Source organism: Pseudomonas sp. UYEF17, assembly GCF_040546125.1.
GTDB lineage: Bacteria > Pseudomonadota > Gammaproteobacteria > Pseudomonadales > Pseudomonadaceae > Aquipseudomonas > Aquipseudomonas putida_Z.
Window position 1 is genome coordinate 272004 of record NZ_JBEPNE010000004.1, and the last position, 25887, is coordinate 297890.

General features: G+C 58.3%; 24 protein-coding genes and 2 pseudogenes. 21 read left to right on the forward strand and 5 right to left on the reverse strand.

Annotated features, from left to right (window positions below):
- Positions 1–20: 20 nt before the first annotated feature.
- The 4 genes and pseudogenes from ABIB24_RS08800 to ABIB24_RS08810 all read right to left on the reverse strand — a co-directional run bounded on the left by ABIB24_RS08800 (position 21) and on the right by ABIB24_RS08810 (position 4336).
- Positions 21–1307 (reverse strand): methyl-accepting chemotaxis protein, encoded by a 1287-nt coding sequence (locus ABIB24_RS08800; protein ID WP_394519861.1) that lies wholly within the window; start codon positions 1305–1307, stop codon positions 21–23.
- Positions 1281–1610: pseudogene (locus ABIB24_RS26815) on the reverse strand (PAS domain-containing protein); the annotation flags it as partial. The gene ABIB24_RS08800 and the pseudogene ABIB24_RS26815, both read right to left, overlap by 27 nt.
- Positions 1607–3853, reverse strand: coding sequence for a putative bifunctional diguanylate cyclase/phosphodiesterase (locus ABIB24_RS08805; protein WP_354316331.1), 2247 nt, complete (start codon positions 3851–3853; stop codon positions 1607–1609). The pseudogene ABIB24_RS26815 and the gene ABIB24_RS08805, both read right to left, overlap by 4 nt.
- 171 nt (positions 3854–4024) lie before the next feature.
- A complete protein-coding gene (locus ABIB24_RS08810) occupies positions 4025–4336 on the reverse strand; it encodes a hypothetical protein (RefSeq protein ID WP_025339888.1) in 312 nt (103 codons plus the stop codon).
- 244 nt (positions 4337–4580) lie between these two features.
- Between ABIB24_RS08810 and ABIB24_RS08815 the strand changes: the two genes are divergently transcribed.
- The 3 genes from ABIB24_RS08815 (at position 4581) to ABIB24_RS08825 (ending at position 7524) form a co-directional block, all read left to right on the forward strand.
- Positions 4581–5591, forward strand: a complete 1011-nt coding sequence (locus ABIB24_RS08815; protein WP_137164413.1) for an aldo/keto reductase — start codon at positions 4581–4583, stop codon at positions 5589–5591.
- A gap of 71 nt (positions 5592–5662) precedes the next feature.
- On the forward strand, positions 5663–6073 hold the full coding sequence (locus ABIB24_RS08820) for an SRPBCC family protein (protein WP_075045688.1): 411 nt from the start codon (positions 5663–5665) through the stop codon (positions 6071–6073).
- 260 nt (positions 6074–6333) lie between these two features.
- Positions 6334–7524, forward strand: coding sequence for a Bcr/CflA family efflux MFS transporter (locus tag ABIB24_RS08825; protein ID WP_137164412.1), 1191 nt, complete (start codon positions 6334–6336; stop codon positions 7522–7524).
- Positions 7525–7728: 204 nt separating this feature from the next.
- On the opposite strand, the pseudogene ABIB24_RS08830 reads toward ABIB24_RS08825, so the two are convergent.
- Positions 7729–7890, reverse strand: a pseudogene (locus ABIB24_RS08830) (transposase); the annotation flags it as partial.
- Between the two features lie 68 nt (positions 7891–7958).
- Here ABIB24_RS08830 and ABIB24_RS08835 point away from each other — a divergent pair.
- From ABIB24_RS08835 to ABIB24_RS08920, 18 genes are all read left to right on the forward strand, one after another.
- Positions 7959–8834 (forward strand): helix-turn-helix domain-containing protein, encoded by an 876-nt coding sequence (locus ABIB24_RS08835; protein ID WP_249352852.1) that lies wholly within the window; start codon positions 7959–7961, stop codon positions 8832–8834.
- Between the two features lie 106 nt (positions 8835–8940).
- Positions 8941–10497: a type III secretion system outer membrane ring subunit SctC gene (gene sctC, locus ABIB24_RS08840; protein ID WP_394519827.1), complete on the forward strand. Its 1557-nt coding sequence runs from the start codon at positions 8941–8943 to the stop codon at positions 10495–10497.
- Position 10498: 1 nt separating this feature from the next.
- A complete protein-coding gene (gene sctW, locus ABIB24_RS08845; protein WP_354316332.1) occupies positions 10499–11602 on the forward strand; it encodes a type III secretion system gatekeeper subunit SctW in 1104 nt (367 codons plus the stop codon).
- 21 nt (positions 11603–11623) lie between these two features.
- On the forward strand, positions 11624–13675 hold the full coding sequence (locus ABIB24_RS08850; protein WP_274120740.1) for an EscV/YscV/HrcV family type III secretion system export apparatus protein: 2052 nt from the start codon (positions 11624–11626) through the stop codon (positions 13673–13675).
- A gap of 11 nt (positions 13676–13686) precedes the next feature.
- Entirely contained in the window at positions 13687–14988 is a 1302-nt protein-coding gene (gene sctN / locus ABIB24_RS08855; protein ID WP_038408217.1) for a type III secretion system ATPase SctN, read from the forward strand.
- The gene (locus ABIB24_RS08860) at positions 14972–15427 is read left to right on the forward strand and encodes a SpaM family type III secretion system protein (protein ID WP_025339850.1); all 456 of its coding nucleotides are present in this window, start codon (positions 14972–14974) and stop codon (positions 15425–15427) included. The genes sctN and ABIB24_RS08860 overlap by 17 nt, the downstream gene beginning before the upstream one ends.
- Entirely contained in the window at positions 15424–16413 is a 990-nt protein-coding gene (locus ABIB24_RS08865) for a SpaN/EivJ family type III secretion system needle length determinant (RefSeq protein WP_137164409.1), read from the forward strand. The genes ABIB24_RS08860 and ABIB24_RS08865 overlap by 4 nt, the downstream gene beginning before the upstream one ends.
- A complete protein-coding gene (locus ABIB24_RS08870) occupies positions 16410–17318 on the forward strand; it encodes a FliM/FliN family flagellar motor switch protein (RefSeq protein ID WP_025339848.1) in 909 nt (302 codons plus the stop codon). The genes ABIB24_RS08865 and ABIB24_RS08870 overlap by 4 nt, the downstream gene beginning before the upstream one ends.
- A complete protein-coding gene (locus tag ABIB24_RS08875) occupies positions 17311–17973 on the forward strand; it encodes an EscR/YscR/HrcR family type III secretion system export apparatus protein (RefSeq protein ID WP_274120741.1) in 663 nt (220 codons plus the stop codon). The genes ABIB24_RS08870 and ABIB24_RS08875 overlap by 8 nt, the downstream gene beginning before the upstream one ends.
- 9 nt (positions 17974–17982) lie before the next feature.
- Positions 17983–18237 carry an EscS/YscS/HrcS family type III secretion system export apparatus protein gene (locus tag ABIB24_RS08880; protein WP_025339846.1) on the forward strand — a complete coding sequence of 85 codons (255 nt, stop codon included), beginning with the start codon at positions 17983–17985 and terminating at the stop codon, positions 18235–18237.
- Positions 18238–18243: 6 nt separating this feature from the next.
- Positions 18244–19023, forward strand: coding sequence for a type III secretion system export apparatus subunit SctT (gene sctT, locus ABIB24_RS08885; protein ID WP_137164406.1), 780 nt, complete (start codon positions 18244–18246; stop codon positions 19021–19023).
- Between the two features lies 1 nt (position 19024).
- Positions 19025–20056 (forward strand): EscU/YscU/HrcU family type III secretion system export apparatus switch protein, encoded by a 1032-nt coding sequence (locus tag ABIB24_RS08890; RefSeq protein WP_137164405.1) that lies wholly within the window; start codon positions 19025–19027, stop codon positions 20054–20056.
- Positions 20057–20194: 138 nt separating this feature from the next.
- Positions 20195–20692, forward strand: a complete 498-nt coding sequence (gene sicA, locus ABIB24_RS08895; RefSeq protein WP_025339843.1) for a type III secretion system translocator chaperone SicA — start codon at positions 20195–20197, stop codon at positions 20690–20692.
- Positions 20692–22449, forward strand: coding sequence for a type III secretion system translocon subunit SseC family protein (sctE, locus tag ABIB24_RS08900; protein WP_274120743.1), 1758 nt, complete (start codon positions 20692–20694; stop codon positions 22447–22449). The genes sicA and sctE overlap by 1 nt, the downstream gene beginning before the upstream one ends.
- Before the next feature lie 19 nt (positions 22450–22468).
- Positions 22469–23497, forward strand: a complete 1029-nt coding sequence (locus ABIB24_RS08905; RefSeq protein ID WP_137164403.1) for an IpaC/SipC family type III secretion system effector — start codon at positions 22469–22471, stop codon at positions 23495–23497.
- Positions 23498–23511: 14 nt separating this feature from the next.
- Entirely contained in the window at positions 23512–24465 is a 954-nt protein-coding gene (locus ABIB24_RS08910) for an IpaD/SipD/SspD family type III secretion system needle tip protein (RefSeq protein ID WP_137164402.1), read from the forward strand.
- 38 nt (positions 24466–24503) lie between these two features.
- Positions 24504–24767 (forward strand): acyl carrier protein, encoded by a 264-nt coding sequence (locus tag ABIB24_RS08915; RefSeq protein WP_137164401.1) that lies wholly within the window; start codon positions 24504–24506, stop codon positions 24765–24767.
- A gap of 249 nt (positions 24768–25016) precedes the next feature.
- Positions 25017–25655 carry a winged helix-turn-helix domain-containing protein gene (locus tag ABIB24_RS08920; protein ID WP_274120744.1) on the forward strand — a complete coding sequence of 213 codons (639 nt, stop codon included), beginning with the start codon at positions 25017–25019 and terminating at the stop codon, positions 25653–25655.
- The last annotated feature ends 232 nt before the right edge of the window (positions 25656–25887 follow it).

The window sequence follows — 25887 nt, forward strand, 5'->3', positions numbered from 1 at the left end:
GGGAGTACGGTGCGAACCCGTCACCCATTGCGCTGGCGCCGCCAAAGTTGCGTCGACAGCAGTTGAAGGCGTTCGGCCAGCTTGGCGACGTGGGCGGCAGTGGTGCGACTCTGGTTGCTGGCAAGCACGCTTTTCTGGGTGGTTTGACTGATACCGGCGAGGTTGCACTGGATGCTGTCACCCACCGCGCTCTGCTCCTCTACAGCGGCAGCGATCTGCACACTCATGCCGCTTATCTCATCGACGCGCTGGGTGATCCCGTCCAGCGCCCGGGCGGCCAGCAGTGCCTGCTCGACGCTGACACCGGCCTTGCTGTGGCTGCGCTGCATCGCAAGTACGGCATCCCCGGTGGAGCGTCGCAAGGTATCGATGGTGCCCTGGATGTGCGCGGTAGATTGCTGGGTTCGCGAAGCCAGCCCGCGCACCTCGTCGGCGACCACTGCAAAACCGCGGCCGGCCTCGCCGGCGCGGGCAGCCTCGATGGCGGCATTGAGGGCAAGCAGGTTGGTCTGTTCGGCGATGCTTTGAATCACCTCGAGTACGCGGTCAATTTCATTGCCATGCTGTTCCAGTTGATGAATCACCATGCTGGTCTGTTGCACCTCGTTGGCGAGGCTATCAATGTGCTGGCGGGTCTGCTCGACCAGTTGGTGGCCGCGGTCGGATTCCTGGTTGGCCAGGTTCGCGGCGCTGGCGGTGAGCTGAGCGTTGCGCGCCACCTCCTGCACACTGCTGGCCATCTGGGTTATGGCGCTGGCTACCTGGGCAGTTTCCCCCTGCTGGCGGAGGGTCGCGCAATTGTTGTTGTCCACTGCAGACACTAGCTCTTCGGCTTCCTTGCTCAACTGGCGGGACGAATCGGCAATGCGTCCGACTATTGCCCGGGTCTCGGCTTCGAGCATTTGCAAAGTGAAATCGATCTGGCCAAATTGGTCGCGGCGGCCACTGTAGAGTATCTGGCTCAGAGGGTTGTCGGCGATATTCCTGGCTTTTCGGGCAAGGGCGTCGAGGGGGCGCAGGCTGAAGCGCAACAGGCCGCCGAGCAGCAAGCTCGATAGCAGCATGGAGAGGGCAGCATGGCTCCAGGACAACGCGCCCAGCAAGCCCAAGGCCGCAAAGCACAGCAGGTTCACGCCAGTGCTGACAAGTGCCAGGCGCATGCCGACGGACAGCCGTGACATACGCAGGCAGTTGGTCTTTCTACCACTACGCAACTGTGCATAGAGATGTTCAGCAGCCTCCACCAGCGCTTTGGCCGGTAGCGTGCGAACCGATTGGTATTCCACTGTTTCGCCATTGCGCTGCATCGGCGTGACGTAGGCGCTGACCCAGTAGTGGTCACCATTCTTGCAGCGATTCTTTACCAGCCCCATCCACGAGCGCCCATCCTTGAGTGTCTGCCACATATGCGCAAAAGCTTCTGGCGGCATGTCCGGGTGGCGCACGATGTTGTGATTGATGCCGAGCAGTTCGGCTTCACTGAACCCGCTGATGTTGATGAAGTCGGGGTTGACGTAGGTGATGGCGCCCTTGGGGTTGGTTGTTGAAAGAATGTTCGCGTTTGCGCTGAATTCGACGGCACGACCACTGACCGGAAGATTGGTTTTCATTGTTTTTCTCCTGAACTGATGGGTACCCGCCGGGTAACTGCGCTCCCCTCGAAACGGTCTTCTGTGCTGAGCAGATGTTGTACCTGGGCGGCAGGTTGTGGCCGACTGAACCAGTAGCCTTGGGCGTAATGGCAGCCTTCACCCACCACGAATTCGAGTTGTGCCGAACTCTCGATGCCTTCGGCCACTACTTCCAGGCCAAGGCTACGGCCGAGAACGATGATCGCCTGGCTGATCGCGCTCTGTTTGTTCTCGTAAGGAACGCCGGTGATGAAGCTCTTGTCGAGCTTGAGGATGTGCAGCGGAAAGCGTGTGAGGTAGCCAAGCGAGGAGTAACCCGTGCCGAAGTCGTCCAGCGCCAGCAGAACACCAAGGCTGGTCAACTCATGCAGGCAGGCCAATGTGCCGATGTCGTCATGCATCAATTGGCTTTCGGTGATCTCCAGGATCAGGCTGGCGGGAGGCAGGCCGCTTTCTTGCAGGATATCGATCAGCCGGAGGGTGAAGTCGGCTTGTTGCAATTGGGTGCTGGAAATGTTCACCGAACAGCGCAGGCGCTCATGCCCGGCCAGTTGCCAGGCTCGGGTCTGCTGACAGGCCTGGCGCAGTACCCATTCGCCGACGCGGATGATCTCTCCCGACTCCTCCAGCGCAGGGATGAACTCCAGTGGCGAGATCAAGCGTTCGCCATGGCGCCACCGCAGCAGCGCTTCGACCCCGGTCACCAGCGGTGTCCCTTGGTCCAGGCGATAGATCGGTTGGTAGTACAGTTCGAATTCATTCTGTTGCAGTGCCTGGCCTAGCGCGGACTCCAGTTCCAGATGCTGCTGTGCGGTGTCTTGCAATGTTTCGTCGTAGTGGGCGAAGCGCGCCTTGCCGGCAGACTTGGCTCGGTAGAGGGCAAGGTCGGCAGCCTGCAGCACATCCAGGGCTTTGCCATTGTCGTGCAATGGCGCGATACCGATGCTGGCGCTGACCACCAGGGTACGACCGTCCATGTGCAGCGGTTGATGCAGGTTGTCGAGGATGCGCTGGGATATCTGCTCGGCGTCGCGGTCGCAGGTGAGGTCGTGAAGCAGGACGATGAATTCGTCGCCGCCGAAGCGGAACAGTTGGTCAGTGGGGCGCAGGGATTCTTTCAAGCGCACAGCCACTTCCACCAGCACGCGATCACCGACGTTGTGGCCGAGGCTATCGTTGATCAGCTTGAAGCGGTCCAGGTCGATGAACAGCAACGCCTCGTAGTCACCGCCCTTGCGCTGCTTCCTGAAGGTCTTCTGCATCTGCTCGTCAAGCCGGATGCGGTTGGCCAGGCCGGTCAACGGGTCGTGCTGGGCGGTATGTTGGAGGCGCTGCTCGGCATCCTTGCGTGCACTGATATCGGACTGCGAGCCAGCCATGCGTAGCTCGCCAGGGGTGGTCATTTCGGCGACCCCCCGCACGAGGACCCAGATGTAGTCACCGTTGTGCTTGCGGATACGGTACTCATGGTGAACGGACGATGTCTGCCCTTGTAGATGGGCATCGATGGCATGGCGAAAATCCGGCAGGTCATCCGGGTGCACGCGGCCGAACCAACTGGAACTGCTCTCGCCGATGCTATCCCGGCTGAGGCCGAGCATGCTGGCCCAGCGCTCCGAGACGTAAAGCCGATCCTGGTCGACGTGCCAGTCCCACAGCCCGTCGTTGGCACCGCGTAGCGCGCGGGCAAAGCGAGCCTCGCTATCTTCCAGCGCCTTGTGCTGGGCCACACTGTAGGTATCGATGGCCAGTGTCATGTCGAAGAACACCGCCTTCAACAGGCTTGAATAGAGCGTGGCATTCGGGCTGTCGCCGAACACGCTTTCCAGCATGTCGTCGAGGTACAGCCGATAGCTGCCGAGGTACCACTTCAGTTCCAGGCCGATCTGCTGGTGGATCACGCCGATTCGCAGGCGGCCGTTGACGTAGGTTTCATCGTAGGGGCCGCCCCACAGGCACTGGTAGTACTCGGCCTGGCTCTGCTTCAAACGGGCGGTGACCTCCGGTGTGCGAAGCAATGCAGACGGCGTGGAGAATTCCGCCAGGTGACGGTACAGATGGTCGACGAAAGCCTGCTGGGACGGGGCCATGTACTGAGCTGCCGCACCTAGTCGCCTGGCGTCTTCGGCGCTCCAGTCGAGAAAGCGAAAGCGTTCGGCAATCTCCGCGTGATCGAGACGGATACGCTTGAGCAATTCCTCGAGGTCTTTTGTCACCTTCATTCGCATCCCCCGGTGTTGGTGAAGATTCCTTTCCGCTGAACCAAAAAAAAGCGCCGTGGCAACAAGTTCTGCTCAAGAACTTGTTGCCACGGCGCTTCGTCTTTCAGGCCTATTATCCTGCTCGGCAAAGCCGGTTCCCGCAGGGCGGAACCTGGTGATGGCATATTCACATCATTGGGGATCTTCCGACAATTTATCCAGCAATGCAACCAAGCGTCGCCGCAGCAGCCCCAGTTCGCGGGATTTGAAGGCGTGCCGGGTCTGTTCGAGAACCTCGGTGGCATCCAGCAAAGCGGCCTGTACCTGCCCAGCCGAGCCCAACTTTGCTTCACCGAGCCAGCGGCAAAGCGGTACGGCGCTGCAATTGCCAGGCGTACTCAGTACCTCGCAATCGGGTGCTATGGGTGCCAACAGCTGGCGCAATTGATCGGCCAGTTCAAGATTGTTGCAGATAATTCTGGTTGCCGGGTTGGACTCGCTCATCAAACTGCATTCCCATATGTTTGGTGTGCTGTTTACAACACCGCCTATAGCGTTTGATTGATTCAGGTCAATGCTGAAACCTTTCCACTTTCAATCCTGAAGCCTGCGCTGCAGGACGAGTTGTGCGGGTGTTGCACAAAAGGTCTCAAGTCTTTCGAAATATGACTTGGACGGTCTTGTTGGGTGGCGCATAGCATTGCAGCCACTGGAGTTCACAACCGACTCCCCCATCAGGAAAATGCATATGAACCTCAAATCCCTTATCACCAACCCGCTGGGCTTCGGTACCGCCCCACTAGGCAACATGTTCCGTAATGTGCCTGAAGACGAAGTACAAGCTACCGTCGATGCCGCCTGGAACAACGGTGTGCGCTACTTCGACAGCGCCCCGTTCTACGGTGCCGGCCTCTCTGAAATCCGTCTGGGTAACGCCCTGGTCGGCCGCCCACGTGACGAATACGTGCTCAGCACCAAGGTCGGCCGCATCATCCTCGACGAACTGGAAGACCCGGCAGCCCGTGAACTGGGCGAAAAAAGCGGCCTGTTCGAGCACGGCAACCGCAACCGCATCGTCAACGACTACAGCGCCGACGCCACCCTGCGCTCCATCGAGGATAGCCTGCGCCGCCTGAAGACCGACCGCCTGGACATCGTCTGGATCCACGACATCGCCCAGGACTTCTACGGTGACGAATGGCTCAGCCAGTTCGAAACCGCCCGTACCGGTGCCTTCCGCGTACTGACCCGTCTGCGTGAAGAGGGCGTGATCAAGGCCTGGGGCCTGGGTGTTAACCGAGTCGAGCCGATCGAGCTGACCCTCGACCTGGACGAAGCCCGTCCGGACGGCTTCCTGCTGGCCGGCCGCTACTCGCTGCTGGACCACGACCGCGCACTGCAACGCGTCATGCCGCAAGCGGTGGAGCAGGGTGTAGGCATCGTCGTGGGTGGCCCGTACAGCTCGGGTGTCACCGCCGGCGGCGAGCACTTCGAATACCAGAAGGCCAACGCGACCGTGCTGGCCAAGCTGGAGCGCATCCGCGCCGTGGCCCGTGCTCATGGTGTGGATGTGAAGGCGGCCGCCCTGCAGTTCGCCCTGGCCCACCCGGCCGTGGTCTCGGTGATCCCGGGCTCCACCCGTCCGGCGCACGCCAACGAAGACCTCGCCGCCCTGAGCAAGGTGATCCCGATGGCCTTCTGGAACGACCTGCGCCAGCAAGGGCTGATCAACGCCCAGGCCCCGGTACCTGCTGTTTAAACCGATGTTGCAGGGCCGCTGCGCGGCCCTGCCTACCCGAATCAATGGGGCCACGCCCCGGGAGAATCATCATGGCAACTGCACAAGCTTCCATCACCCTGGCAACCGATGCCAACCGCGTTTGGCAACTGATTGGCGGTTTCGACGCGCTGCCCGACTGGCTGCCGTTCATCCCCGAAAGCGCCCTGAGCGAAGGCGGCCGCGTACGCACCCTGAAGAGCGTGGCTGGCGACACCATCATCGAGCGCCTGCTGGACTTCAACGAAGCCGGCCGCAGCTACAGCTACACCATCCTCACGGGCCCGGCGCCGGTGCGTGACTACCAGTCGACCCTGCGCGTGGTGGCTGAAGGTAGCGGGTCTCGTGTGGAATGGTCCGGGTCGTTCGTGCCGGTGGGTGTCAGCGATGCTGAGGCAACTGCGTTGTTCGCTGGCATCTATGAAGATGGCCTGGCGGCGCTGAAGAAAGGGCTGGAAGGCTAAGCGTTTTTCTGGAAGGACTTGCCCGGCGATAGTGTCAGGATTCGAATCCCGAGACGTCGCTGGGGTCCGGCTATCAAGTCAGCAGAAGGCTGGATATCACCAGAACTCAATGACAAGGGAAAAGCCCTACAACTCTATCGGAAGTTTCGCTGCCCGGTTCGGGTTGTACATCTTCAGGGTGTCGCTACCATCAGGGCTCGGCGCTTCCATGGAGATTCCAGTGACTATTTCCGGCAATACAAGAAGGCGGGGTTGGTAGCGTGAATCAGCCCTTGGGTTCGCTCAGTAGCTTTCTGCGCTCGGCCTTGCTGATTCTATTGTGTCTATTGGGCGTATTCCCTCTGGATGTGATCCTGCCGTCATTCCCGGCGCTCGCAGGCGAGTTTCACGTCGAGCCACAGCAGATAGCCTACTCGGTGAGCTTCTTTGCGTTTGGTGTCGCCTTGGCGCAAATCGTGATCGGGCCATTGTCGGATGGCATGGGGCGCAAGCGGTTGTTGCTCGCTGGGCTAGGGGTGTCCATTGCAGGGGCAGTGGGTTGTGTACTTTCAACCCGCTATGAGACGTTCATGGCGTTCCGTTTGTTGCAGGCCCTGGGTTGCGGGAGTTTCGTGCTGGGCCAGGCGCTCGTGCAGGATCTGTATAGTGGTAGGCAGCGCAATGCCATGCGTATCCTGCTGACCAGCGCAAGTGGGCTGTTCATCTCGTTGTCACCGGTCGCAGGCGCTTTTCTCCAACAATCCTTTGGCTGGAAGGGCAGCTTTACGGTATTCGCTTTCATCGCCGTGATCGTTTCATGCCTGTCATATGCATTGCTGCAGGACACGCCTGAATCGCGAGGCCGTACTTCGGGCATGCGCAGCTATTGGGTCATGCTGCGTGATACGACCTATCTTGCGCACTCCCTGCTGGCCAGCCTCGCGTTTGCCTGCCATTTTTCCTTCATCGTGGTCGCGCCATTGGCGTTGATGGACCGCCTGGGGCTGACGCCATATCAATTCTCGGTGGTATTTATCGCCTATGGGCTTGCGTATATCGCTGGCGGAGCAGCTGCGACCTACTTGAACAATCGTGTAAGCCCGCAGGTTCAGATCAAGACAGGATTCCTGCTCATAGCTGCCGGGGGCATCACGCTGTTGGTCTGGGAGCAGGTAGCGGGACTGACGGTGGCGGGTCTTCTGCTGCCGATGATCATCTGCACGACCGGGACAACGCTGGTGCGTCCTGCTGCGACGACCCAAGCCCTGGCGCGTTACCCGCAGCAAGCCGGTGCGGCAGCGTCGCTGAATACGACATTGATGTTTGCAGGTGGTGGTTTGGCTGGCAGTCTTGTTGCTGGTGTCGAAAGCGAACTGCCGATGAGCCTGGGGCTTCTGTTCCTGGGTGTCAGTTTAGGCGGATGGCTACTGCTTGCATGCCTGACGGAAACGCTGACCAGCACTCGAACGTGATAACAAACGAGCCATCCGCGGTGAAAACGATAACGGTGTAGCGCAGGTGTTGATCAGGCCCAGAAACCAAACAGCACCAACGCCGCCACGCCTAGCCCGACCGCAACCGAACAGCTGCCCAACGTAAAGCACGCCAGCCGTATAACAATTTCTCATCAAGTCTTTTCCGGAAATGTCGCTGTATACAGCTTGAATTCCTCCGTACTGACGCTGCTCTTGGGGTTTGCTGTAGAAGCTCGATCCAGGCGTAGAGGCTGTGAACAGACATGCCCAGGCGCTGGGCAACATCGGCGACAGGCTTGCCTTTCTCGGTCCTTGCTTGACCGCTTCGATCTTGAATTCTTCAGGGTAACGCTGACGACTCATGGCACCTCCTCTTTGGGTCTCATTATGAGGCTTGGAGGTGTCTACGAAACCAGGGGTGATTCAGTTTGATGGGCGCTCGTTCCCATCGAATTGGCAGTTGTCATCAGTTTCTCATCAAGATTGTTCGGTGGGTCTTCAGCATAGTGACTGAGAATCTATTCCGGGTGATTGTGATAGTGGTAGCTGAAGTGGGGGCGGGCGAAAAACCAGACTCGATTTTAACCCTGAGGGATTGGTGTGCCCTTGTGCAGTCTGGTGAGCAAGTTATTCGTATTAGCAATGGCTCTGACGTTCTGTGTCTGGCGCATCGAAAGGGTTCGGCTTTCTTGTGTCTGGCGCCAGGGTGGCAGGGCTTGCTGGTTCTACGCCCGGGGTTGCAAGTGCTCAGTGGCAGTGCCTGGGTGCTGCCGTTGTCGCAAACGAATCTTTTCAAATTGCAGCTGTTCATCGACCAGGGGGGCGTGCCTGAGGTGCGACCTGCTCCAGGCGAGCCCTGGGCCGCGTTGAGCGAAGGTCGTGGCCAACGGCGAGCGGCGCCGGCACTGGAGTCCTGGTATCTCACCCTTGCGTTGCAAGATGACGCTGCCTATCGGGCTTTTGCCCGTCATCTGCGCAGCAGTGAGCATTATCAGTTGCTTGGTTTTTTGCTGGAGCAAAGTTACGGCGGTGAAAAGCTCCAGGACCTTGCTGGTCGCTATGGCGTATCGGTCTCACACTTTAGAAGACTTTGCCGTCAAGCCCTGGGTGGTGCAGCCAAGTCCGAGTTGCGGGGGTGGCGTACGGCACGAGCGCTTTTGAGTATGGCTGAAGGCGCGACCTCTCTGACCGACGTTGCCTTGGAGTTTGGCTATGCCTCTTCCTCGCATTTTTCTAAAGAGATTCGAGAGCTGGTCGGAATTGCGCCGAGTAGTTTGATCGATATAACCGGCCTGTCCGGCGAATGAACTCATGAAGTTTAAAAGTATGTGTCCGCGAGCTGTCACGCTCGTGCTTTGTTGCATGTTGCCGATGGCTTCATCGGTTGCCTCTGTTCGTGCTGGAGAGGGTTATGTGGCTCGTCAGGAAGGCCTGCGCACGTTCTTCGATGCACTGTCAGCGTCCTTGGGTAAACCGGTCATCCTCAGCAAAGCAGCCGCTCGGCGCACCATCAGTGGCGATTTTTCGCTCGCCGCACCGCAGCAGACGCTGGAGCGCATTGTTCGTCAAATGGCGCTGATCTGGTACAGCGATGGTCAGACGTTGTATGTCTATGAGGCGGCCGAAGCGAAGAGTACCGTCATCTCGTTGAATACCATCACTGTCCAGAAGCTGGAGGCCTTCCTGCGCAACTCTGGTTTGCGCGATGCCCGATACCCTTTGCGCCACGATGGATTGCGGACCTTTTACATTTCCGGCCCGCCGATCTATGTCGACCTGGTGGCGCAGGCCGCGCAATTCATGGACAACCAAAGTGCCGGCTTGCAACTCGGACAGCAGCGCATTGGCGTTATCAATTTGCGCAATACCTTCGTTGCAGATCGCAATTACGAGTTGCGTGACCAAAGCATCACGGTACCAGGCATTGCGACGGCTATCGAAACGCTGCTCAAGGGGGAGAAACGTGGTGTCGACGCGGTGATCAACAAGGACGGAGAAGGGCGTCCGGGTGGCATGCCGAGCTTTCCATTGGAGGGGTTGGGTGTTCCCGAGTCCGTATCTTCCGACACGACTACGCCGCGGATCATCGCTCGTGATCTGGCTGTCGGGAATATCCGCGTAGTAGCCTATCCCGATACCAATAGCCTGTTGGTCAAGGGGCTCCCGGAACAGGTGCTTTTTATCGAGAATCTGGTTGCTGCGCTCGATGAGCCAAAGCGCCATGTCGAGCTCTCCCTGTGGATCATCGACCTGCAGAAGGACGATCTCAATGAGTTGGGCGTCGACTGGAAGGGGTCGTTCAAGGTTGGCTCGAAGGTGGCAGCATCGCTCAACGGCGGCTCGCTGAGCACGCTGGATAGCACTTCGTTCATGGCTGCCATTTCGGCGCTGGAAACCGACAACCGCGCCCGGGTGGTTTCGCGGCCAGTCGTGCTGACCCAAGAAAACGTTCCGGCGATTTTCGACAATAACCGTACGTTCTATGCGCGGCTGATCGGTGAGCGCAGTGTTGAGCTCGAACACGTCACTTACGGCACCTTGATCAGCGTCTTGCCACGGATATCAGCTTCCGGAGAAGTTGAAATGGCACTCAATATCGAGGACGGCAGTGTGGTCGACTCGACCACGGAGTCGTCCGCGATCGACGCGTTGCCGACGGTTGGCCGAACGCGTATCAGCACAGTTGCCCGGGTGCCTCGAGGCAAAAGTCTGCTGGTAGGCGGCTTCACCCGTGACGAGAGTGGAGAGGTGATCAAGCGTATTCCGGTACTGGGGCATATTCCTTATCTGGGGAGGATGTTCAGCTATCGCCAGACCCGTGAATCCAACACGGTTCGGGTGTTTCTGATTCAACCTAAAGAGCTCGACAGTCCGTTGGAACCAGGCGCTATGCAGATTGGTTCGCAGGTGATCGGCAAGGTGGCCCGTGACCCGGCCGACCGCGCGGTGCTGCGCGCGCTGGAGCGCTGATATGGCTGCTATTGGCGCAGTGCTGCCGCGCATACAGATGCCGCGCACGCATCAGGGCAGCGAGCCCCAGGCAAAGGTCGTTGAAGCGCCAGACGACGATGCTTCTCCAGCAGCCAGCGTCCAGCGATTCGTTGAAAACAGCGATGAGATGGCGGCGTCCCTGCGTTCGCAGTTTCGCCGTAGAGGCGATTTCGGCGACAAGTTCGAAGGCTTGGCAGATAGCTTCGAGCGGGTTCTGGATGAAGATGTGATTCCCAAGGCTCGGCAAATACAGTCGCTGGCCAAGCTTGCCGAGCGCAGCATCGAATGGCTGCTGGCACAGGCCCGGGGGCTGTTTCCCGATGACAGCGATCTGGTGCTGGTACTGCGCCAACTGTTGCGGGAAAAAGTGATGGCCGAGGCGACTCGCTGGCGTCTGGAGGCGCTACTGCAACAGGTGCTCGTTCAGTCGCCACCCAGGCGTTTGAAGGCTGGTATCAATTCGGCACTCAAAGCCAAGATGTTTGGCAAGGTGCTGGTGTTGCGGGCGGCCTTGTTGCGTGACACCTATCGCGCGTTCCTGGAGTCCGAAGGCGGCCCGCTCGAGTCCTATGAGGACTGGATAGCCCTCTACGGTTATCAGCACCGTGGCTCTGTCCTGGAGTTCATCGAGGCTGCGTTACTGACGGACATCGATGCCCAGGACCCCAGTTGTTCACGCGACGAGTTTGGCCAGTTGCTGAAAAAACTGGGTGACCTCAAGCGTCTGCGTTCGGTTGATGTCGTGTTCATCCACGGGCTGCTCGTACACGAGCTGGTTTGCCAGCATAACGCCAGCGAGCCGGACTGGTTGGTGTTCTTGTTGGGGCTGTTGCAGTTTCCCGACGAGCTCGACTCGTTGCTGTCAGGTCTCTTTGGGGAGCGCTTGTTGTTGGTTGAACACCAAGAGCGCGCGCAACTGCTGCAACTGTTGCGACTGGCCTGCCTGGCGCTGCCGCTGGAGCTGTTTGGCGATGACGAGGCACTGGCGCGCATCGCAGCGCAATTCACGCATTTGGCCGACCTGGTGTTTGCCCATGAAACCATCGAGCGACATGCCGCATTGACGGCTCGTTTCGCCTCCTGATCTTGAAGGTCGGTACTTATCATGCTCGATAAATTCCTGCGCAATGTCACTTCTCGCCCCGAGCTGCTGATCCTGGCCCTGATGGTGATGATCATCGCCATGCTGATCATTCCATTGCCGACGCCGCTGGTGGATTTTCTGATCGGTCTGAACATCGTCATTGCGATCCTCGTCTTCATGGGGTCGTTCTACATCGAGCGGATCCTGAGTTTTTCCACCTTTCCCGCGCTGTTGCTGATCACCACGTTGTTCCGTCTGGCGTTATCGATCAGTACCAGCCGGCTGATCCTGGTGCAGGCCGATGCTGGTGAAATCATCGCGTCTTTCGGCGAGTTTGTGATTGGCGACAGCCTGGTGGTGGGCTTCGTGATCTTCGCGATTGTCACCATCGTGCAGTTCATCGTCATTACCAAGGGTTCCGAACGCGTGGCGGAAGTGGCGGCGCGGTTTTCCCTCGACGGCATGCCGGGTAAGCAAATGAGCATCGATGGCGACCTCAAGGCCGGTGTCATCGATGCCAAGGAGGCGCGTGAGCGGCGCAGTACGCTAGAGCGCGAAAGCCAGTTGTACGGGTCCTTCGATGGCGCCATGAAGTTCATCAAGGGCGATGCGATCGCCGGGATCATCATCATCTTCGTCAACTTTCTGGGGGGGATCGCAATCGGTGTCGGGCAACTGGGAATGGACATGTCCGAGGCGCTGTCGACCTACACGTTGCTGACTATCGGTGACGGCCTGGTAGCGCAGATTCCCGCGCTGTTGATCGCCATTGGTGCAGGTTTCATCGTGACCCGTGTCAACGGAGACGAGGCCAACCTGGGGCGCAACATGATGACCCAACTGCTGGGGCATCCTTTTGTGCTGGGTATCACTGCCTTGCTGGCGGTCGGTGTGGCGATGCTGCCAGGGTTCCCGGTTGCGGTGTTTCTGATCATCGCCAGTGCGCTGGTGGCATTGCTGTTCTTTCGCTACCGGCTGGAGAAGAAAAGCTCGGGTACTGCCCCCGTTGTGTCTTTGGCGGGTGAAGAGGGGGAACCCGAAAGCGAGTTGGGCCTGATCGAGAACGTCGATGACATGGCCACCGAAACCGTCGCCTTGATGCTGCTGGTGCCAAGCGCTCGCGTCGAAGCGCTACGCGAGGCTCGATTATGTGAGCGTTTTCGCAGCCAGTTCTTCATCGATTACGGTATCCGGATCCCCGAACCCCGATTGCGCGGTGCCGACTCACTGCCGATTGGGCAAGTCGCGGTGTTGATCAACGAGGTTCGTGCAGACCAGTTCGATATCCACTTCGACCAGCTACGTGTTGTCGATTACAAGCCAGAGCTTGAGCATCTCGGCCTGGACTTGACCAGGGGCGTCGACAGCAATAAGCAAACCAGCGTATGGGTGCGCAGCAGCGAGCGCGAAAAACTGCAGAACCTGGGGCATCATTTGCGTACGGCTCATGACGAATTCTATCGCTGTCTGGTAACCCTGCTGGCTCGCAATATTTCGGAGTTTTTCGGGGTGCAGGAGAGCAAGATCCTGCTCGACGAGATGGAAGCGCGCTACCCGGACCTGGTCAAAGAGGTCTATCGCCATGCCCCGGTACAGAAAGTCGCTGAGCTCCTGCAACGCTTGGTCGCCGAGCGTATCTCGGTGCGCAACATGAAACTGATTCTTGAAACGCTTGCTCACTGGGGCTCGCGCGAGAAAGACGTGATTGTGTTGGTCGAGCATGTGCGCGGCGGCCTGGCGCGCTACATCAGTAACAAATTTGCCAACGGCAATGAACTGCGCGTTCTGCTGCTCTCGCCGGAGTTCGAGGACGTGGTGCGCAAGGGTATCCGCCACACCTCTAGTGGAAGCTTCCTCAACCTGGAACCCTCCGCCAGCGAAGAGCTTATGGACCGATTGGCAGTCGGGCTCGATAGCCTGCACATCCCTCAGAAAGACATGGTCATCCTGGCCTCGGTGGATGTGCGGCGCTATATCAAGAAACTGATCGAGGGCCGTTATCGGGAACTGGACGTGGTGTCGTTTGGCGAGATTTCCGACGCCATTTCAGTGACTGTGCTCAAGACCCTTTAGGAGAATGCACTATGCAACTGCCAATCAGTCGGCCATCGCTGGAACGCCGTGCTGCCCACCCGTTGCGTTTGAATGGTCCCCTTCTCGAAGCGGCACTGCACGATGTGGTGATCGGCGAAGTATGCGAGGTGCGCGGAAACTGGCGGGACACTGCGGTGAGCGCTCGCGCGCAAGTGATCGGCTTCAGCCCCGATGCGGTATTGCTCAGTTTGCTGGGTGATGCGCGAGGGTTGTCCCGTGAATCGCTGATCGTGCCTACCGGTTCATTGCTCAGCCTGTATTGCAGCGCTGCCATGCTCGGTAGTGTGATCGACCCCCAGGGGCGGATAGTCGAACGTTTGGCCCCCGGCGATGCATTCGATGGTCGCGATTGTGCAGTGGATGCCGCTCCTCCGGCCTACCACGAGCGTCGCCCGGTAAGCCAGCCGATGGCCACCGGCGTACGGGCGATCGATGGCCTGTTGACGTGCGGCATTGGTCAACGCATCGGCATCTTTGCCGCGGCGGGATCAGGCAAGACGTCGTTGATGAACATGTTGATCGCCCACAGCGAAGCCGATGTGTTCGTCATCGGGCTGATCGGAGAGCGGGGGCGGGAGGTCACCGAGTTTGTCGAGACGTTGCGTCATTCGGATAAATGCACGCGGTGTGTGGTGGTGTACGCGACCTCGGACTTCTCCTCGATCGACCGCTGCAATGCAGCATTACAGGCAACGGCAATCGCCGAATATTTCCGTGATCAAGGCCGGCAGGTGGTTTTGATGCTTGATTCGATGAGCCGGTATGCCCGTGCTCGCCGCGACCTCGCGTTGGCGGCGGGTGAGGCGCCGGCGCGGCGCGGTTATCCCGCTTCGGTGTTCGACTCCCTGCCGCGTTTGCTGGAACGTCCGGGCGTGACCGTCAACGGGAGCATCACCGCGTTCTACACCGTACTGCTGGAAAGCGACGATGAACCTGACCCTGTTGCCGAGGAGATTCGCTCCATTCTCGATGGGCATATCTACCTGAGCCGCCAGCTGGCCGCCAGCGGTCATTTCCCGGCAATCGATGTGCTCCGTAGTGCCAGTCGGGTGGCGCATCAAGTCACCGGACACGATGTTCAGCAACTGGCGGCCAACACCCGCAAGGTGTTGCGCCGCATCGAGCAGCTGCAGGTATTGCTCGATTTGGGGGAATACCGATCCGGGGAAAATGCGGCTAACGATCAGGCCATGGCCTGTCGCGAAGCGTTGATGGCGTGGCTTTGCCAGGATTTGAGCGAGAGATGTGCGCCTCAGGCCGCGCTGGAGAGCCTGCATGGTCTGCTTGGCTAGTGTCCGGCGGCTGCTGGAATTCAGCGACTACCAGCAGCAGGCGTGTGAGCGAGGGCTCGATCAGGCCTTGCGCGCATTGGCTTCGCTTCAGCGTGAGTTGCAGGCGATCGAGCAGCAGGCTCTGGGGCTCGATGAGCTCATGACAAGTCAACGTCCCGAGGACCTGCGGTTGAGCCATGCGCAGTTGCTGGCCCTGTTGCGGCGTCAGGCTGTCATTCGGCGGCAGATCGGTAACCTGGCGCTGGAGCGCATCCGCGTGATGGACCAGCACCAAGAGGCGGTTCAAGGGGTCGAGCGTTTGCAACGGCATATCAAGGCGCTGCAGAGAAAGCATATGAAGTACCAGAGTCTGGAGCAACGTTTGCTGGGCGAGCGTCGTTCACGTCTGTGGCGCCAGGAAGAACGTGACATTGATGAACTATTGGTGAATTGGAAATGAGCGTAGTGCGCCCTCTTGTAGTGGCAGTCCGCCCGGTCAAAGATTTTTTACCCTCCGATGAGCTCGGCCATGAAGTTCAACCGCACGTCTCTGAAGACCGTAAGGCACTGGACGACTTGCCGCAGGGCGCGCTTGTAATGTTGGCGCAGTTGCAGCCACTGCGCGAGCTCCCGCTAAAGCCATCGCTGGCAGCGCTGCGCCCAGAGGCCGAGACTGAGTCCAGGTCGGCCAAAGTATCGGTGGAACAGACGATACATGTGTCAATGAAGCAGCCTTCCGTGCCTTCATCGCCGGCACGGGTTGATGCTCGACCTGCCTTGAAGGCTACGCGTTTACCGATCGCTGCGCAGGTGCTTGTTCAGGCGTCCGTTGCCACTGCGCTCGCCACACCCGTTCAGGCTGCCATCGATGCGTCGGCCCAGCAGAAAGTTCCATCGTCGTCTACCCGCTTGCCGGTCGCCATGCGGACACAGGAGCTTGATCGGACCACTGTTGTCAGTGCGCTCTGGGCCTGTGATCGAGCTGTCGCCGACAGAGCGGTCAAGCAGGAAACGCCTCAAGCCTTACCGGCGCAACCACTGCCTTTGCTGGAAAAGTCACTGCATTTGCACCGCGTAACGCACTCGGCGGTGGCTGCCAACCCGACATCTGAACCGAAGCCGGCGCCTGAAGCCAGCACTGCCCAAGAGGGTAGGGGCTATCTTCAGGTGCCCTTCAGCAAAGGTAATGCTGTGGGTCTGATCACGGTCAGCAAGGCGGGCGGCGAACGCCCCGAGCAGTTGTTGCTCAATCCAGACAGCTCGTTGGTTTCCAGCTATTTGAGCGACAACCTGGCGCAGGTGCCGGATCCGCGTTGGCGTTTGGCTGATCAGCAGAGGCATGAACACCGTGACCGTCATCAGCAGGAGCGAGCGGAGGAGGAGTTCGAAGAGGAGAGCCGTCAAACGCTTGGAGATACAGGGGAGCAGGGAGGGCAGCAGGCGTGACCTCCACCCTGTTGTTGCGCTGCGTTGCGCCACTTGATTATGAGCGGCGCCATGCCGTGGCCCGCTGGCAGCGTGAGGGGCACCCTGTGCGGTTGAGCCAACCCTCGCCACAGACACGTTATCTAGCCTTCTGGGCCCAAGGTTGCCACGGCCTCTGGCAAGGCATGATCGGGGCTCGCGAGTGGTTGCACGCCGTGGCTCCGCAGTGGTCGCAATGGCTGCTTCAAGAGGGCACAGGCCAGGAGGCTCTGGAACTGTTCTCGGCGGTCAGCCGGCCCGTCGAAGTTGCGCCCGAGCTGCTGGACTACCAGCGCCTGTTCGCGTTCGAGCTCATTCAGGGAGAGGCGCTGCAAGGGGCTTGTCTGCCCTGCATTGCAACGCCCCAGAGCGACGTGTGGGTCGTGGAAGGGCCGAGCCAGCGCAAGGAGGCTTCGCGCCCGCTGCAAGCCTGGTTGCAGGCCGTGCCGCAGGTCCTGCGAGTCGTGCTCGGTAACAGCGAGCTGGCTCGGTTGCCCTATCGGCAACTGGCGATGGGCGATGTGCTGGTCATCGCCGAGCAAACCCGACAACTCTTCATGGCCGACCTGTGTATCGGCCAGTTCACCTTTGTCAAGGAAGGTCTGCACATGCAACTCCCCCCTCCGGATAACCTTTCGCCGGCCGCTCCCAGCGTGCTATCGGAGCTGCCGGTCAAACTTGAATTCGTACTGGGCGAACTCACCCTGAGCCTGGCTGCGCTCAACGCATTCATCGAGGGCCAGGTGCTGCCCCTGGAATCCACGGCCTTGAGCAACGTTGAAGTTCGTGTCGCTGGCAAGTGCATTGCTGTGGGTGAGCTGGTCCAGCTAGGCGATCGCCTGGGCGTCGAGCTGCGTGAGGTGGGGCGGGGCACGGGTAATGAATGACGTTTCAATGATCGGGCTGTTGGCAGTGGCTTCGTTGTTGCCATTCCTGATTGCCGCGGGCACCTGCTATATCAAGTTCTCGATTGTCTTCGTTATCGTACGCAACGCTCTGGGCTTGCAGCAGGTGCCATCGAACATGACCCTCAACGCCGTTGCACTATTACTGGCGATGTTCGTCATGAGCCCCGTGGTGCAACAAGGTTATGACTATTACAAGGAAAACCGGGTTGAGTTCACCAATATCGATGCGGTGGTGGCGTTCCTCGATAACGGCCTGGGCAGTTACCGCGAATACCTGACCAAGTACACCGACCCAGACCTGGCGCAGTTCTTCGAGCGGGCGCAGATCGCGCGCGAGAACCCGAATGCCGTCGATGGCGCGTTCGATGAAAAGCTGAAACCCTCGTTGTTTGCGCTGCTGCCAGCCTATGCACTGAGCGAAATCAAAGCCGCCTTCAAGATCGGTTTCTATCTGTATCTGCCCTTCGTCATCGTCGACCTGGTGGTCTCCAGTATCTTGCTTGCCCTGGGCATGATGATGATGAGCCCGGTGATCATCTCGGTACCTATCAAGCTGGTGCTGTTCGTTGCGCTGGATGGCTGGGCCCTGCTTTCTACCGGACTGGTTGGGCAGTACCTGTCCCTTGCTCAGTGAGGATCCGCGATGAATGATCTGGTGTTTGCCGGCAACAAAACCCTGTACCTGATATTGGTTCTGGTGGCCTGGCCGATCATCGTCGCCACGCTGGTGGGGTTGCTCATCGGCCTGTTTCAGACCGTGACCCAGCTTCAGGAGCAAACCTTGCCCTTTGGCTTCAAACTGCTGGCGGTGTCGGTCTGTCTGTTTCTGCTTTCTGGCTGGTACGGTGAGACGTTGCTGGGTTTCAGTCGGGAAGTCATGCGCCTGGCCCTGAAGTGAATCGCGATGAACGTAAGCCTTTTTTTTGACCTGCATGGCTGGCTGGCCGGTGCAATGGTTTGCTTCGCTCGCCTGGCACCGGTTTTTTTCATGTTGCCGTTTCTCAACAGTCGCGCACTGACCGGAGCACCGCGAAATGCCGTGATCGTGCTGGTTGGCATGGCGCTCTGGCCTTATACCGCTGGCACGTTGCCGCGCCTGGACTCGCTTGGCTTCTACGGGTTGTTATTGCGAGAGGCCGGCGTGGGCGTGATTCTCGGCTGCCTGTTGTCCTGGCCGTTCTGGGTGTTGCACGGCATGGGCAACCTGATCGATAACCAGCGCGGAGCGATGTTAGGGAACACGATCGATCCGGCCAACGGCGACGACACCTCGGAATTGGCGAATTTTCTCCAGCTGTTCGCGGCAGTGATTTACCTGGAGGGTGGGGGAATGGCCTTGCTGGTGGAGACTCTGAGCCACAGCTACCAACTCTGCTCGCCGGTATTCGGATGCGAACTGCGGATTGAGCCGTTGCTCGGCCTGATCGATCCGTTAATCAGCAAAATGCTGATTATCAGCGCGCCGGTGGTGGCGACCTTGTTGCTCACCGAGGCGCTGCTTGGTCTGCTGGCGCGTTTTGCACCGCAAATGAACGCGTTTTCGGTGTCGCTCACTGTCAAGGGAGCCATCGCGTTACTAGTGTTGCTTCTGTATTTCAGTGCACACCTGCCTGACGAAATACTGCGCTTGGCCTCCAAGCCGGATCAGCTGGTGGACTGGATCGTACCACCGCAGGCCCGCTGATATGTCCAGCGCCTCGAAAACTGAAAAACCCACGGCCAAGAAGCGTCGCGACGCGGCGAAAAAGGGCCAGACCTTCAAGGCCAAGGATCTCTCCAGTTCCTGCCTGATGCTATGCGCGATCATCTACCTGACGAGCAATGGCACCTTGCTGGAGCTTATAGAGGTTTATCGGCGCATCATCGCTTCGGGTTTTGCTGCCGATCAGCAGCGTTATGCCGCTGAACTCGGGGTGCTGTTGCTCAAGGTCGTGGCCCCGCTGATCGTTGTGTGCTTTCTCGCCAGCGCCTTGCCCACGTTGCTACAGACCGGTCTGGCTATTGCCAGCGAGGCCCTGAAACTTAACTTCGGAGCACTGAACCCGGTTAACGGTTTCAAAAAGCTGTTCAGCCTCAGAACAGTAAAGGATTCCATTAAATCCCTGTTATATCTGGGTAGTTTTGTCATTGCCTTCTGGATGGTCTGGCTGACCCAGCGGCATTTACTGTTTGCACAACTCCATGCGAAACCTGTCGACCTGTTCCCGATCTGGGGGCATTTGTTGCTGGTGCTGGCGCTGGCTTTTCTGGGCTGCATAGTGCTGGTCGTCTTGCTCGATGCGCTGTGTGAGTACTGGCTGTACATCAAGGATCTGAAGATGGACAAGCAGTCGGTCAAGCGCGAGCACAAGGAGCAGGAAGGCAATCCGGAAATCAAGGGGCGGCGGCACGCGCTGCACCAGGAACTGCTATCCGAGCAAATCAAATCCGACATTCGTGGTTCGCGAGTAATTGTCGCCAATCCCACACACATCGCCGTGGGTATTTACTTCCGTCCGGAAGTCACAGTGATGCCGTTTATCTCACTGATGGAAACCAACCAGCGGGCATTGGCCGTGCGCAAGTACGCGGCTGAAGTAGGCGTGCCGGTGATCAGTGACATTGCCCTGGCCAGACGCATCTTCAAGACCCATCAGCGCTACACCTTCATACAGATGCAGGAAATCGAAAACGTCCTGCGACTGCTGGTCTGGCTCGAGCAGGTCGAGCAGGCCTGAGGGGCTCCTGCGAAGCCGAATGCAGGCATGAGTGATTCACGTACACCACGATGAGCGGTTTGTGACGGCGCCCCTTGCCTTCAGCTGGCTCAATAGCCCTGTCAGCACCGCTGAAGAAACATTCAGGAGTAAGTAGTCATGAGTAGTCGAAAACATACAGAGCAGGAAGAGGACCGGATTGCCGAGCATGTGATGCAGGCCGTACTTGATGGTGCATCGCTCAAAGAGCTGCGCGGCGTCAGTACCGAGCAGATGGATGGCCTCTACGCCTTTGCCTATGAGTTCTATGAGCAGGGGCGTCTGGACGATGCGGAAAAGTTTTTCCATTTTCTCTGTATCTACGACTTCTATAACGCGCAGTACTGGATGGGGCTGGCGGCGGTGCATCAGCTCAAGCAGAACTATCAGAAAGCGGTCGATCTGTATGCCGTGGCTTTTGCCCAAGGAAAAAATGATTACCGCCCGATGCTCTATACCGGCCAATGCCAGCTGGCGCTGGGTAAAGCCGGTAAGGCCAAGTTGTGTTTTGAGTATGTCATCGAGCATGTTCAGGAGCCGGGTATGCGCGAGCAGGCTCAGGCTTACCTGAATGCGTTGACCACTATCGACGCTGATCATGCGGAGAAAGAGTTGTAATGGATATCAGGGCTTTGTACTCACGCCTATCCCCAGAAACGCTGGCCCGTCAGGCCGGCAGGGAACGTTATGCCGAAGCGGCGAGTAAAGCGGCCAACACCAAGGCCTGGCAGCGCGCTGCCGATACGGCATTGGCCAACCTGCAAGGTGTGAGCTACGCCGCTCAGTCGCAAGGTGGCAACACTGCTGCGCCAGGGAGGCCGCTTCTGGCTTCGCCACTGCCAAGTGCTGAGCGTGCGAAAAAGGGGTCTGAAGACAGGTTCACCTTGTTGATGGCCTCGCTCATCAACCTGCTGGGTGACGTCAGCCTGGAGTCACTCAAGTCGCGCATGGAAATCCTCAGGTCGGCAGCCAAGGCCAGCGCTGAGGGCAACAAGGCATTATCAGACGATTATCTGAGTGCGCTGGCGGAATTGAACGCGGCTGTCGCCTATGCGAGCGCATCCGAGGAAGAGCTCTCCGCAGCCAAGGCTAAAGTCGACAGCGCGCAAAGGGCGCTGGCCGATGCTGAAACGGCGCTGTCGAAAACCGAGCCGGGTACGCCCGAGCATGCAAAAGCCTTGGCGGCCCGTGATCTGGCGCAAGGCAACTTGACCGCCACCCAACAATTACTGAGCAAGGCCGAGCTGAAGTATCTGGCCGCAGTCAAGGTGGCTGGAGAGGCGGGCAAAAAGGCTGAGGCCCTGGCCAGGTCGGTGGAAAACGCGGGGCTGGGCGACAAGCCGGTGCTCGATGGCATGAAGCGTCAGCTGAACGCGGCTGCGACCATGGTGTTGCTGATGACACGTTTTGCAGAGTTGATGGGCGAAAGCGCTGAAAACAAGATTGAAGCGGAACTGGAGTTGTTCCGCAGCATGCAGGCGGCACGTCAGGAGTACCTGGAGAAAAAGTCTGAAGAGTACCTGGAGCAAGTGCGTAAAGCCGAAGCTGCCAGCAAGGCGGCGGGGTGTATCGGCAAGATTCTGGGCGCTGTGCTGACCGTGGTCAGTGTTGTCGGGGCTGCCTTTACGGGCGGAGCCAGTCTGGCGCTGGCAGCGGTCGGTGTGGGATTGATGGCAGCGGACATGGTAGTCAAGGAGTTGACCGGGGTGTCGTTCATGGAGAAGGCCATGAAGCCTCTGATGGACAATATCCTCGGCCCGATGATTCAGGGCATCGGTAAGGGGATTGCCGATCTTCTGAAGAAGGCCGGCGTCGATGCGGCGTCGGCCGATATGGCGGGGATGATCATGGGCGCAATCGTTGGTGCCGTGGCCATGGTCGCGGTACTGGTGGTTGTCGCGGTCGTTGGCAAGTCCGCTGCGGGCCGGGTCGCCAGTGCGATGGGCAACATGTTCGGCAAATTGGCCAACAAGATGACGCCACAAATGCTCAAGCAGGCAGCACGGGCGGTGAGCAATGGTTTTTCCAGTGTCATGACCAAGGCCCGTTCCAGCATAGGCCTCAAGTCGGATGCAATCTCCCTGGATATGTATGCATCGCGTCTGGCTGCTTCAGTGGCAGTCGTAGAGGCGGGTGGTGTCGCTGCCCAGTCCGCGTTGGAAACCAAGTCGGGTATTCACCAGCGCAACGCGGCGCAGCACCTGGCCGACTTCCAGTTCGCCAAGGTTATCTCCGAAGAGCTGAAGAACTATCTGAACGACATGGTCCAGCTCTTCGAACAGTCCATGAAGGCCAAGGATAACGCCATCAAGCAAGCCTTCAGCATCCAGGACAGTATCAACAGCAGCAGCTTGAACATGGCACGCAACATTTGATTCAACAGGGTCAGCACTCATGGATTTTTCAATCAGTAGTCGTTCCACATCGGTAAGCAGCCTTGAGGTTGCAGAGGTCGCAGGTAAGGTCGTCAATCAAAAGCAGCCGTTGTCGATCAGCAGTATCAGTGGACGGCTTGATGCGCAGGTGTTGATGTCTCGGCACACTCAGGCTGTCGAAGCAATGACGGCTCAGCAGTTGAATCAGCACCTGGCTACCTCGGGGTTCAGCGAGAGCGAAAGCCAGGCGATGATGGGCTTGTTTTTTGCCACTGTGCTCCAGCAGGAGAAAGAGGGGGCCGAAGGTGCGGTGAAAGATCCGGTGGCGGACCTGTTGTCGTTCGATCCCGCCGCGTGGGAAAAACATATCGGTGTGTTGGTGGCGTCGATTGTCGCGCTCAATGTCGCACGCAAATCGAGCGCGGAAATGAGCGGCAAGTTCACGCAGATGGCTTATGAGGCCGCCACTGCACAAGGTGTTGCAATCATGGCCGGTGGTGAGGCCGCGATGTGGGCTGCGGTCAGTGGTGCGGTCGTTGCCACCACCATGGCCGTCGCAGGTGCCGGGTTGTCCTTGCGCGGGCAGAGCCAGAAGCATACTGATATCAAGATCAAACAGTCGGCTGCGGCGAAGTTCGATGCGCAGGCCCACCAGATGCGCGTTGACTTGGAAATTGACCCGAGCAAGCGGGCAGTCCTTGAGTCGAAGATTCGTGAGGCTGTGGACCAGGCCACGGAAGCGCGCATGAAAAGTGCTCTGCAGGCAAAAACATACGAGCGCAACCTGACTGTTGGCGGTGCCACCAGTTCCATGGCGATGATCATCAGCTCCGGGTTGTCCGCCATCCTGCGTTTGCAAGAGTATTCAGAGCGTCAGCGCGAAGTGCTGCATCAGTCCGAGCAGGGGCTGAACAAGGCGGTCAGTGATGTTGCCAACCAGAGTGTCAATGAAAATACGGCGCTGCTCAGCAAGATACTCGACGCCATCCAGCAGTTGGTCGACAGCCGTGGCTCTACCCTGAGCGCAATCGCCTCTGTACGCGCCTGAGCAGGAGATGAATCATGGAAATTGTCACTAGGTCCTGCCCTGCCATTGCGCTGCGTATCGATCAGCCTGCGGATGAAAAGGTTGGCGGTCATGAGGTCGATCATCGTCCGCTGCCGTCGGCGGCTGAACGTTTTACGCAGTCGTTGGTGTCTCGGTTAGGTGGAACGGTGCTCGGGAAAGTAAAGCCCAGTCAGGTTCAGGGGCATTTGCTGGAAGCCGAGTTACGCAAGTGGGCAGCTCTTGCGCACCCTGCTAGCCCCAACATCCAACAGTGGAAGGATGAAACGCTCAAAAAACTAGGCGATTTGCCGTTGGCGCCAGAAGCTGTTCGGAATACGTTGAGCCCGTTCAGTGGCAGCGCCGATTTCTTTGAGCAGTTGCTGGCGATGATCGGTTTTATCAAGGGCGAATACCTGGAGATCTACGAAGCGCTGCTGACCAAATACTCGGACTTCTACAAGGCATTCAACGAAACCATCATGGCGAAGATGGGGGACTGGATAACGGGCAAGTCGGACGGTAAGGAGGTCGAAATCAGCGGGGAATTGCGCGCTGCGTTAGAAGCGCTGCGTAATAAGTATCAGCAAGCCCCGGATGGCGTCCTCTATCCTGTTTCGGGGTCTGCGACACAGGAACAGGCACAGAAGTGGGCCAAGGCCTTGGGGTTGCCCGATTCATGTGTGCAGCCTGATGGCCAGGGTGGTTATCGAGTGATGATGGACTTGTCACCGCTGGATGCAATGATCGCAGCAGCCCCCAACGGTACCGTGAAGTGGGATACCGCGAAATTCCAGGCTTGGCAAACCGGGTTTAATAGCCAGGAAGGCGATTTGAAGAACCAGCTACAGTTATTCACTACCAAGTATGGTAGCGCCAACTCGTACCACGAGAATTTCAACAAGATTCTCTCGTCACAATTGAGCCAGTATGCAGAGATGCTCAAGGCGATCGCGAGCGGAATTGGTTGACAACGACGTAAAGGTGACCTTGGCTATGGCAATGCGAAATGAAGCGAATGATGAAGCTTGAAATAGACGCCCTCATCATCGCGATACTCGCCGATACACTCGTGGTCGATGTCGAGACCGTTACCTCAAACGCTCGCTTGGTGGAGGACCTTGGTGCGGATTCGTTGAATTTTCTGGAAATTGCTCTGGAGATCAACCACTTTCTGGGTGTTGAGCTGTCTCCAGAGGGCTTAACCGGTATTCGTGAGGTGGAGGATCTTTATCGCTTGGTTCATCAGGCAATCGCTCAGGCATCCGTCTAGTCCCGCTCTGTAAGTACGTACCGGTAAAGGCGCGTAGTTATTGCTCGGCAACATTACCGTATGGCATGCGCTGCCGACTCAATGATGAGCAGGGCGTTCGCTTGGGTATTGCTGGTTATTCTCCAGTGAATTGTAGAAAAATCGTAAATATCATTGGGATCAGTTTCCCTATAGTTGATCACTCACGCCGGGGCGCGGGTTTGATTTGCCAATGTCACGGTATATCCAACGCATTGGGGGAACTACGTTATGGAAGGGGGAACTGATCAATGGCCAAAGCGCTCGTTTGCTTTTGGCCAATGCATCCTGCAGGAAGATGGGTTGCTTCTGCGTGACGGTACCGGGCTGCACATTCCACCCAAGGAGTTGCATGTACTACGGCTATTGCTGAGTACGGCGGGTTCGCTGGTGCTCAAGGACTGGTTGCTCGACCAGGTGTGGCCCAGCTGCAACGTGGCCCAAGAGTCCCTTACCCGCTGCATTTATGCACTGCGCAAGTTGCTGGGGCGTGAGAATGGCTACATCAAGACGGTCTATGGCAAGGGTTATCGGTTTGTAGGGGAGGTGGTCGAACGAACGGTCTTGCCATCCTCCCCGTCATCGGTGCCCGCGTCATTGGCCTTGCCGTTGCAGGTGCAGGATGATGAGCGTGGCCTGGAAATGCAGTGCGAACTGGTTCGCCGACTGGCCGCCGCATTCGGCGAAAGCCTTAGTGTGATGCCGACGGGACAGACAGCTAATGCGCAAGCTTCAGATGATTGCCAGGCCATAGTCGAGCGAATGACGCCTGATTGTTATCTCAGTGTTCGTTGTATTGACGGGGCCGACCGCAGGGCGTTGTTGGTCGAGTTGGTTCGTGGTCGCGATCATGGATGTCCGTGGAAGTAATGTAACTCATCTTGGTCTTGACCTTTGAATTTGTTGTTTAGTTGATCAGGGACGACAGTTTTTCCCGTGGATTGCGGGATCGAGGCTGGTCAGCGACTTTTATATAGCCGGGTTCTGATTGTCTGTATCAGGCTTTCCTCATAATCTGATCAGGATTGTCTATATGCTACTCCCTATGATCGCTTGCAAGTAGAAGCGTTAAGCACTTTTTATTTTGATAGACCGGGTGGTG

Excerpts from the sequence above, each read along its gene's own strand:
- ABIB24_RS08800 (WP_394519861.1), bottom strand. The coding sequence starts at position 1,307 with ATGCAGCGCAATGGCGAAACAGTGGAATACCAATCGGTTCGCACGCTA.
- ABIB24_RS08805 (WP_354316331.1), bottom strand. The coding sequence starts at position 3,853 with ATGAAGGTGACAAAAGACCTCGAGGAATTGCTCAAGCGTATCCGTCTC.
- ABIB24_RS08810 (WP_025339888.1), bottom strand. The coding sequence starts at position 4,336 with ATGAGCGAGTCCAACCCGGCAACCAGAATTATCTGCAACAATCTTGAA.
- ABIB24_RS08815 (WP_137164413.1), top strand. The coding sequence starts at position 4,581 with ATGAACCTCAAATCCCTTATCACCAACCCGCTGGGCTTCGGTACCGCC.
- ABIB24_RS08820 (WP_075045688.1), top strand. The coding sequence starts at position 5,663 with ATGGCAACTGCACAAGCTTCCATCACCCTGGCAACCGATGCCAACCGC.
- ABIB24_RS08835 (WP_249352852.1), top strand. The coding sequence starts at position 7,959 with ATGGGCGCTCGTTCCCATCGAATTGGCAGTTGTCATCAGTTTCTCATC.
- sctW (WP_354316332.1), top strand. The coding sequence starts at position 10,499 with ATGGCTGCTATTGGCGCAGTGCTGCCGCGCATACAGATGCCGCGCACG.
- ABIB24_RS08850 (WP_274120740.1), top strand. The coding sequence starts at position 11,624 with ATGCTCGATAAATTCCTGCGCAATGTCACTTCTCGCCCCGAGCTGCTG.
- sctN (WP_038408217.1), top strand. The coding sequence starts at position 13,687 with ATGCAACTGCCAATCAGTCGGCCATCGCTGGAACGCCGTGCTGCCCAC.
- ABIB24_RS08860 (WP_025339850.1), top strand. The coding sequence starts at position 14,972 with ATGGTCTGCTTGGCTAGTGTCCGGCGGCTGCTGGAATTCAGCGACTAC.
- ABIB24_RS08865 (WP_137164409.1), top strand. The coding sequence starts at position 15,424 with ATGAGCGTAGTGCGCCCTCTTGTAGTGGCAGTCCGCCCGGTCAAAGAT.
- ABIB24_RS08875 (WP_274120741.1), top strand. The coding sequence starts at position 17,311 with ATGAATGACGTTTCAATGATCGGGCTGTTGGCAGTGGCTTCGTTGTTG.
- ABIB24_RS08880 (WP_025339846.1), top strand. The coding sequence starts at position 17,983 with ATGAATGATCTGGTGTTTGCCGGCAACAAAACCCTGTACCTGATATTG.
- sctT (WP_137164406.1), top strand. The coding sequence starts at position 18,244 with ATGAACGTAAGCCTTTTTTTTGACCTGCATGGCTGGCTGGCCGGTGCA.
- ABIB24_RS08890 (WP_137164405.1), top strand. The coding sequence starts at position 19,025 with ATGTCCAGCGCCTCGAAAACTGAAAAACCCACGGCCAAGAAGCGTCGC.
- sicA (WP_025339843.1), top strand. The coding sequence starts at position 20,195 with ATGAGTAGTCGAAAACATACAGAGCAGGAAGAGGACCGGATTGCCGAG.
- sctE (WP_274120743.1), top strand. The coding sequence starts at position 20,692 with ATGGATATCAGGGCTTTGTACTCACGCCTATCCCCAGAAACGCTGGCC.
- ABIB24_RS08905 (WP_137164403.1), top strand. The coding sequence starts at position 22,469 with ATGGATTTTTCAATCAGTAGTCGTTCCACATCGGTAAGCAGCCTTGAG.
- ABIB24_RS08910 (WP_137164402.1), top strand. The coding sequence starts at position 23,512 with ATGGAAATTGTCACTAGGTCCTGCCCTGCCATTGCGCTGCGTATCGAT.
- ABIB24_RS08915 (WP_137164401.1), top strand. The coding sequence starts at position 24,504 with ATGAAGCGAATGATGAAGCTTGAAATAGACGCCCTCATCATCGCGATA.
- ABIB24_RS08920 (WP_274120744.1), top strand. The coding sequence starts at position 25,017 with ATGGAAGGGGGAACTGATCAATGGCCAAAGCGCTCGTTTGCTTTTGGC.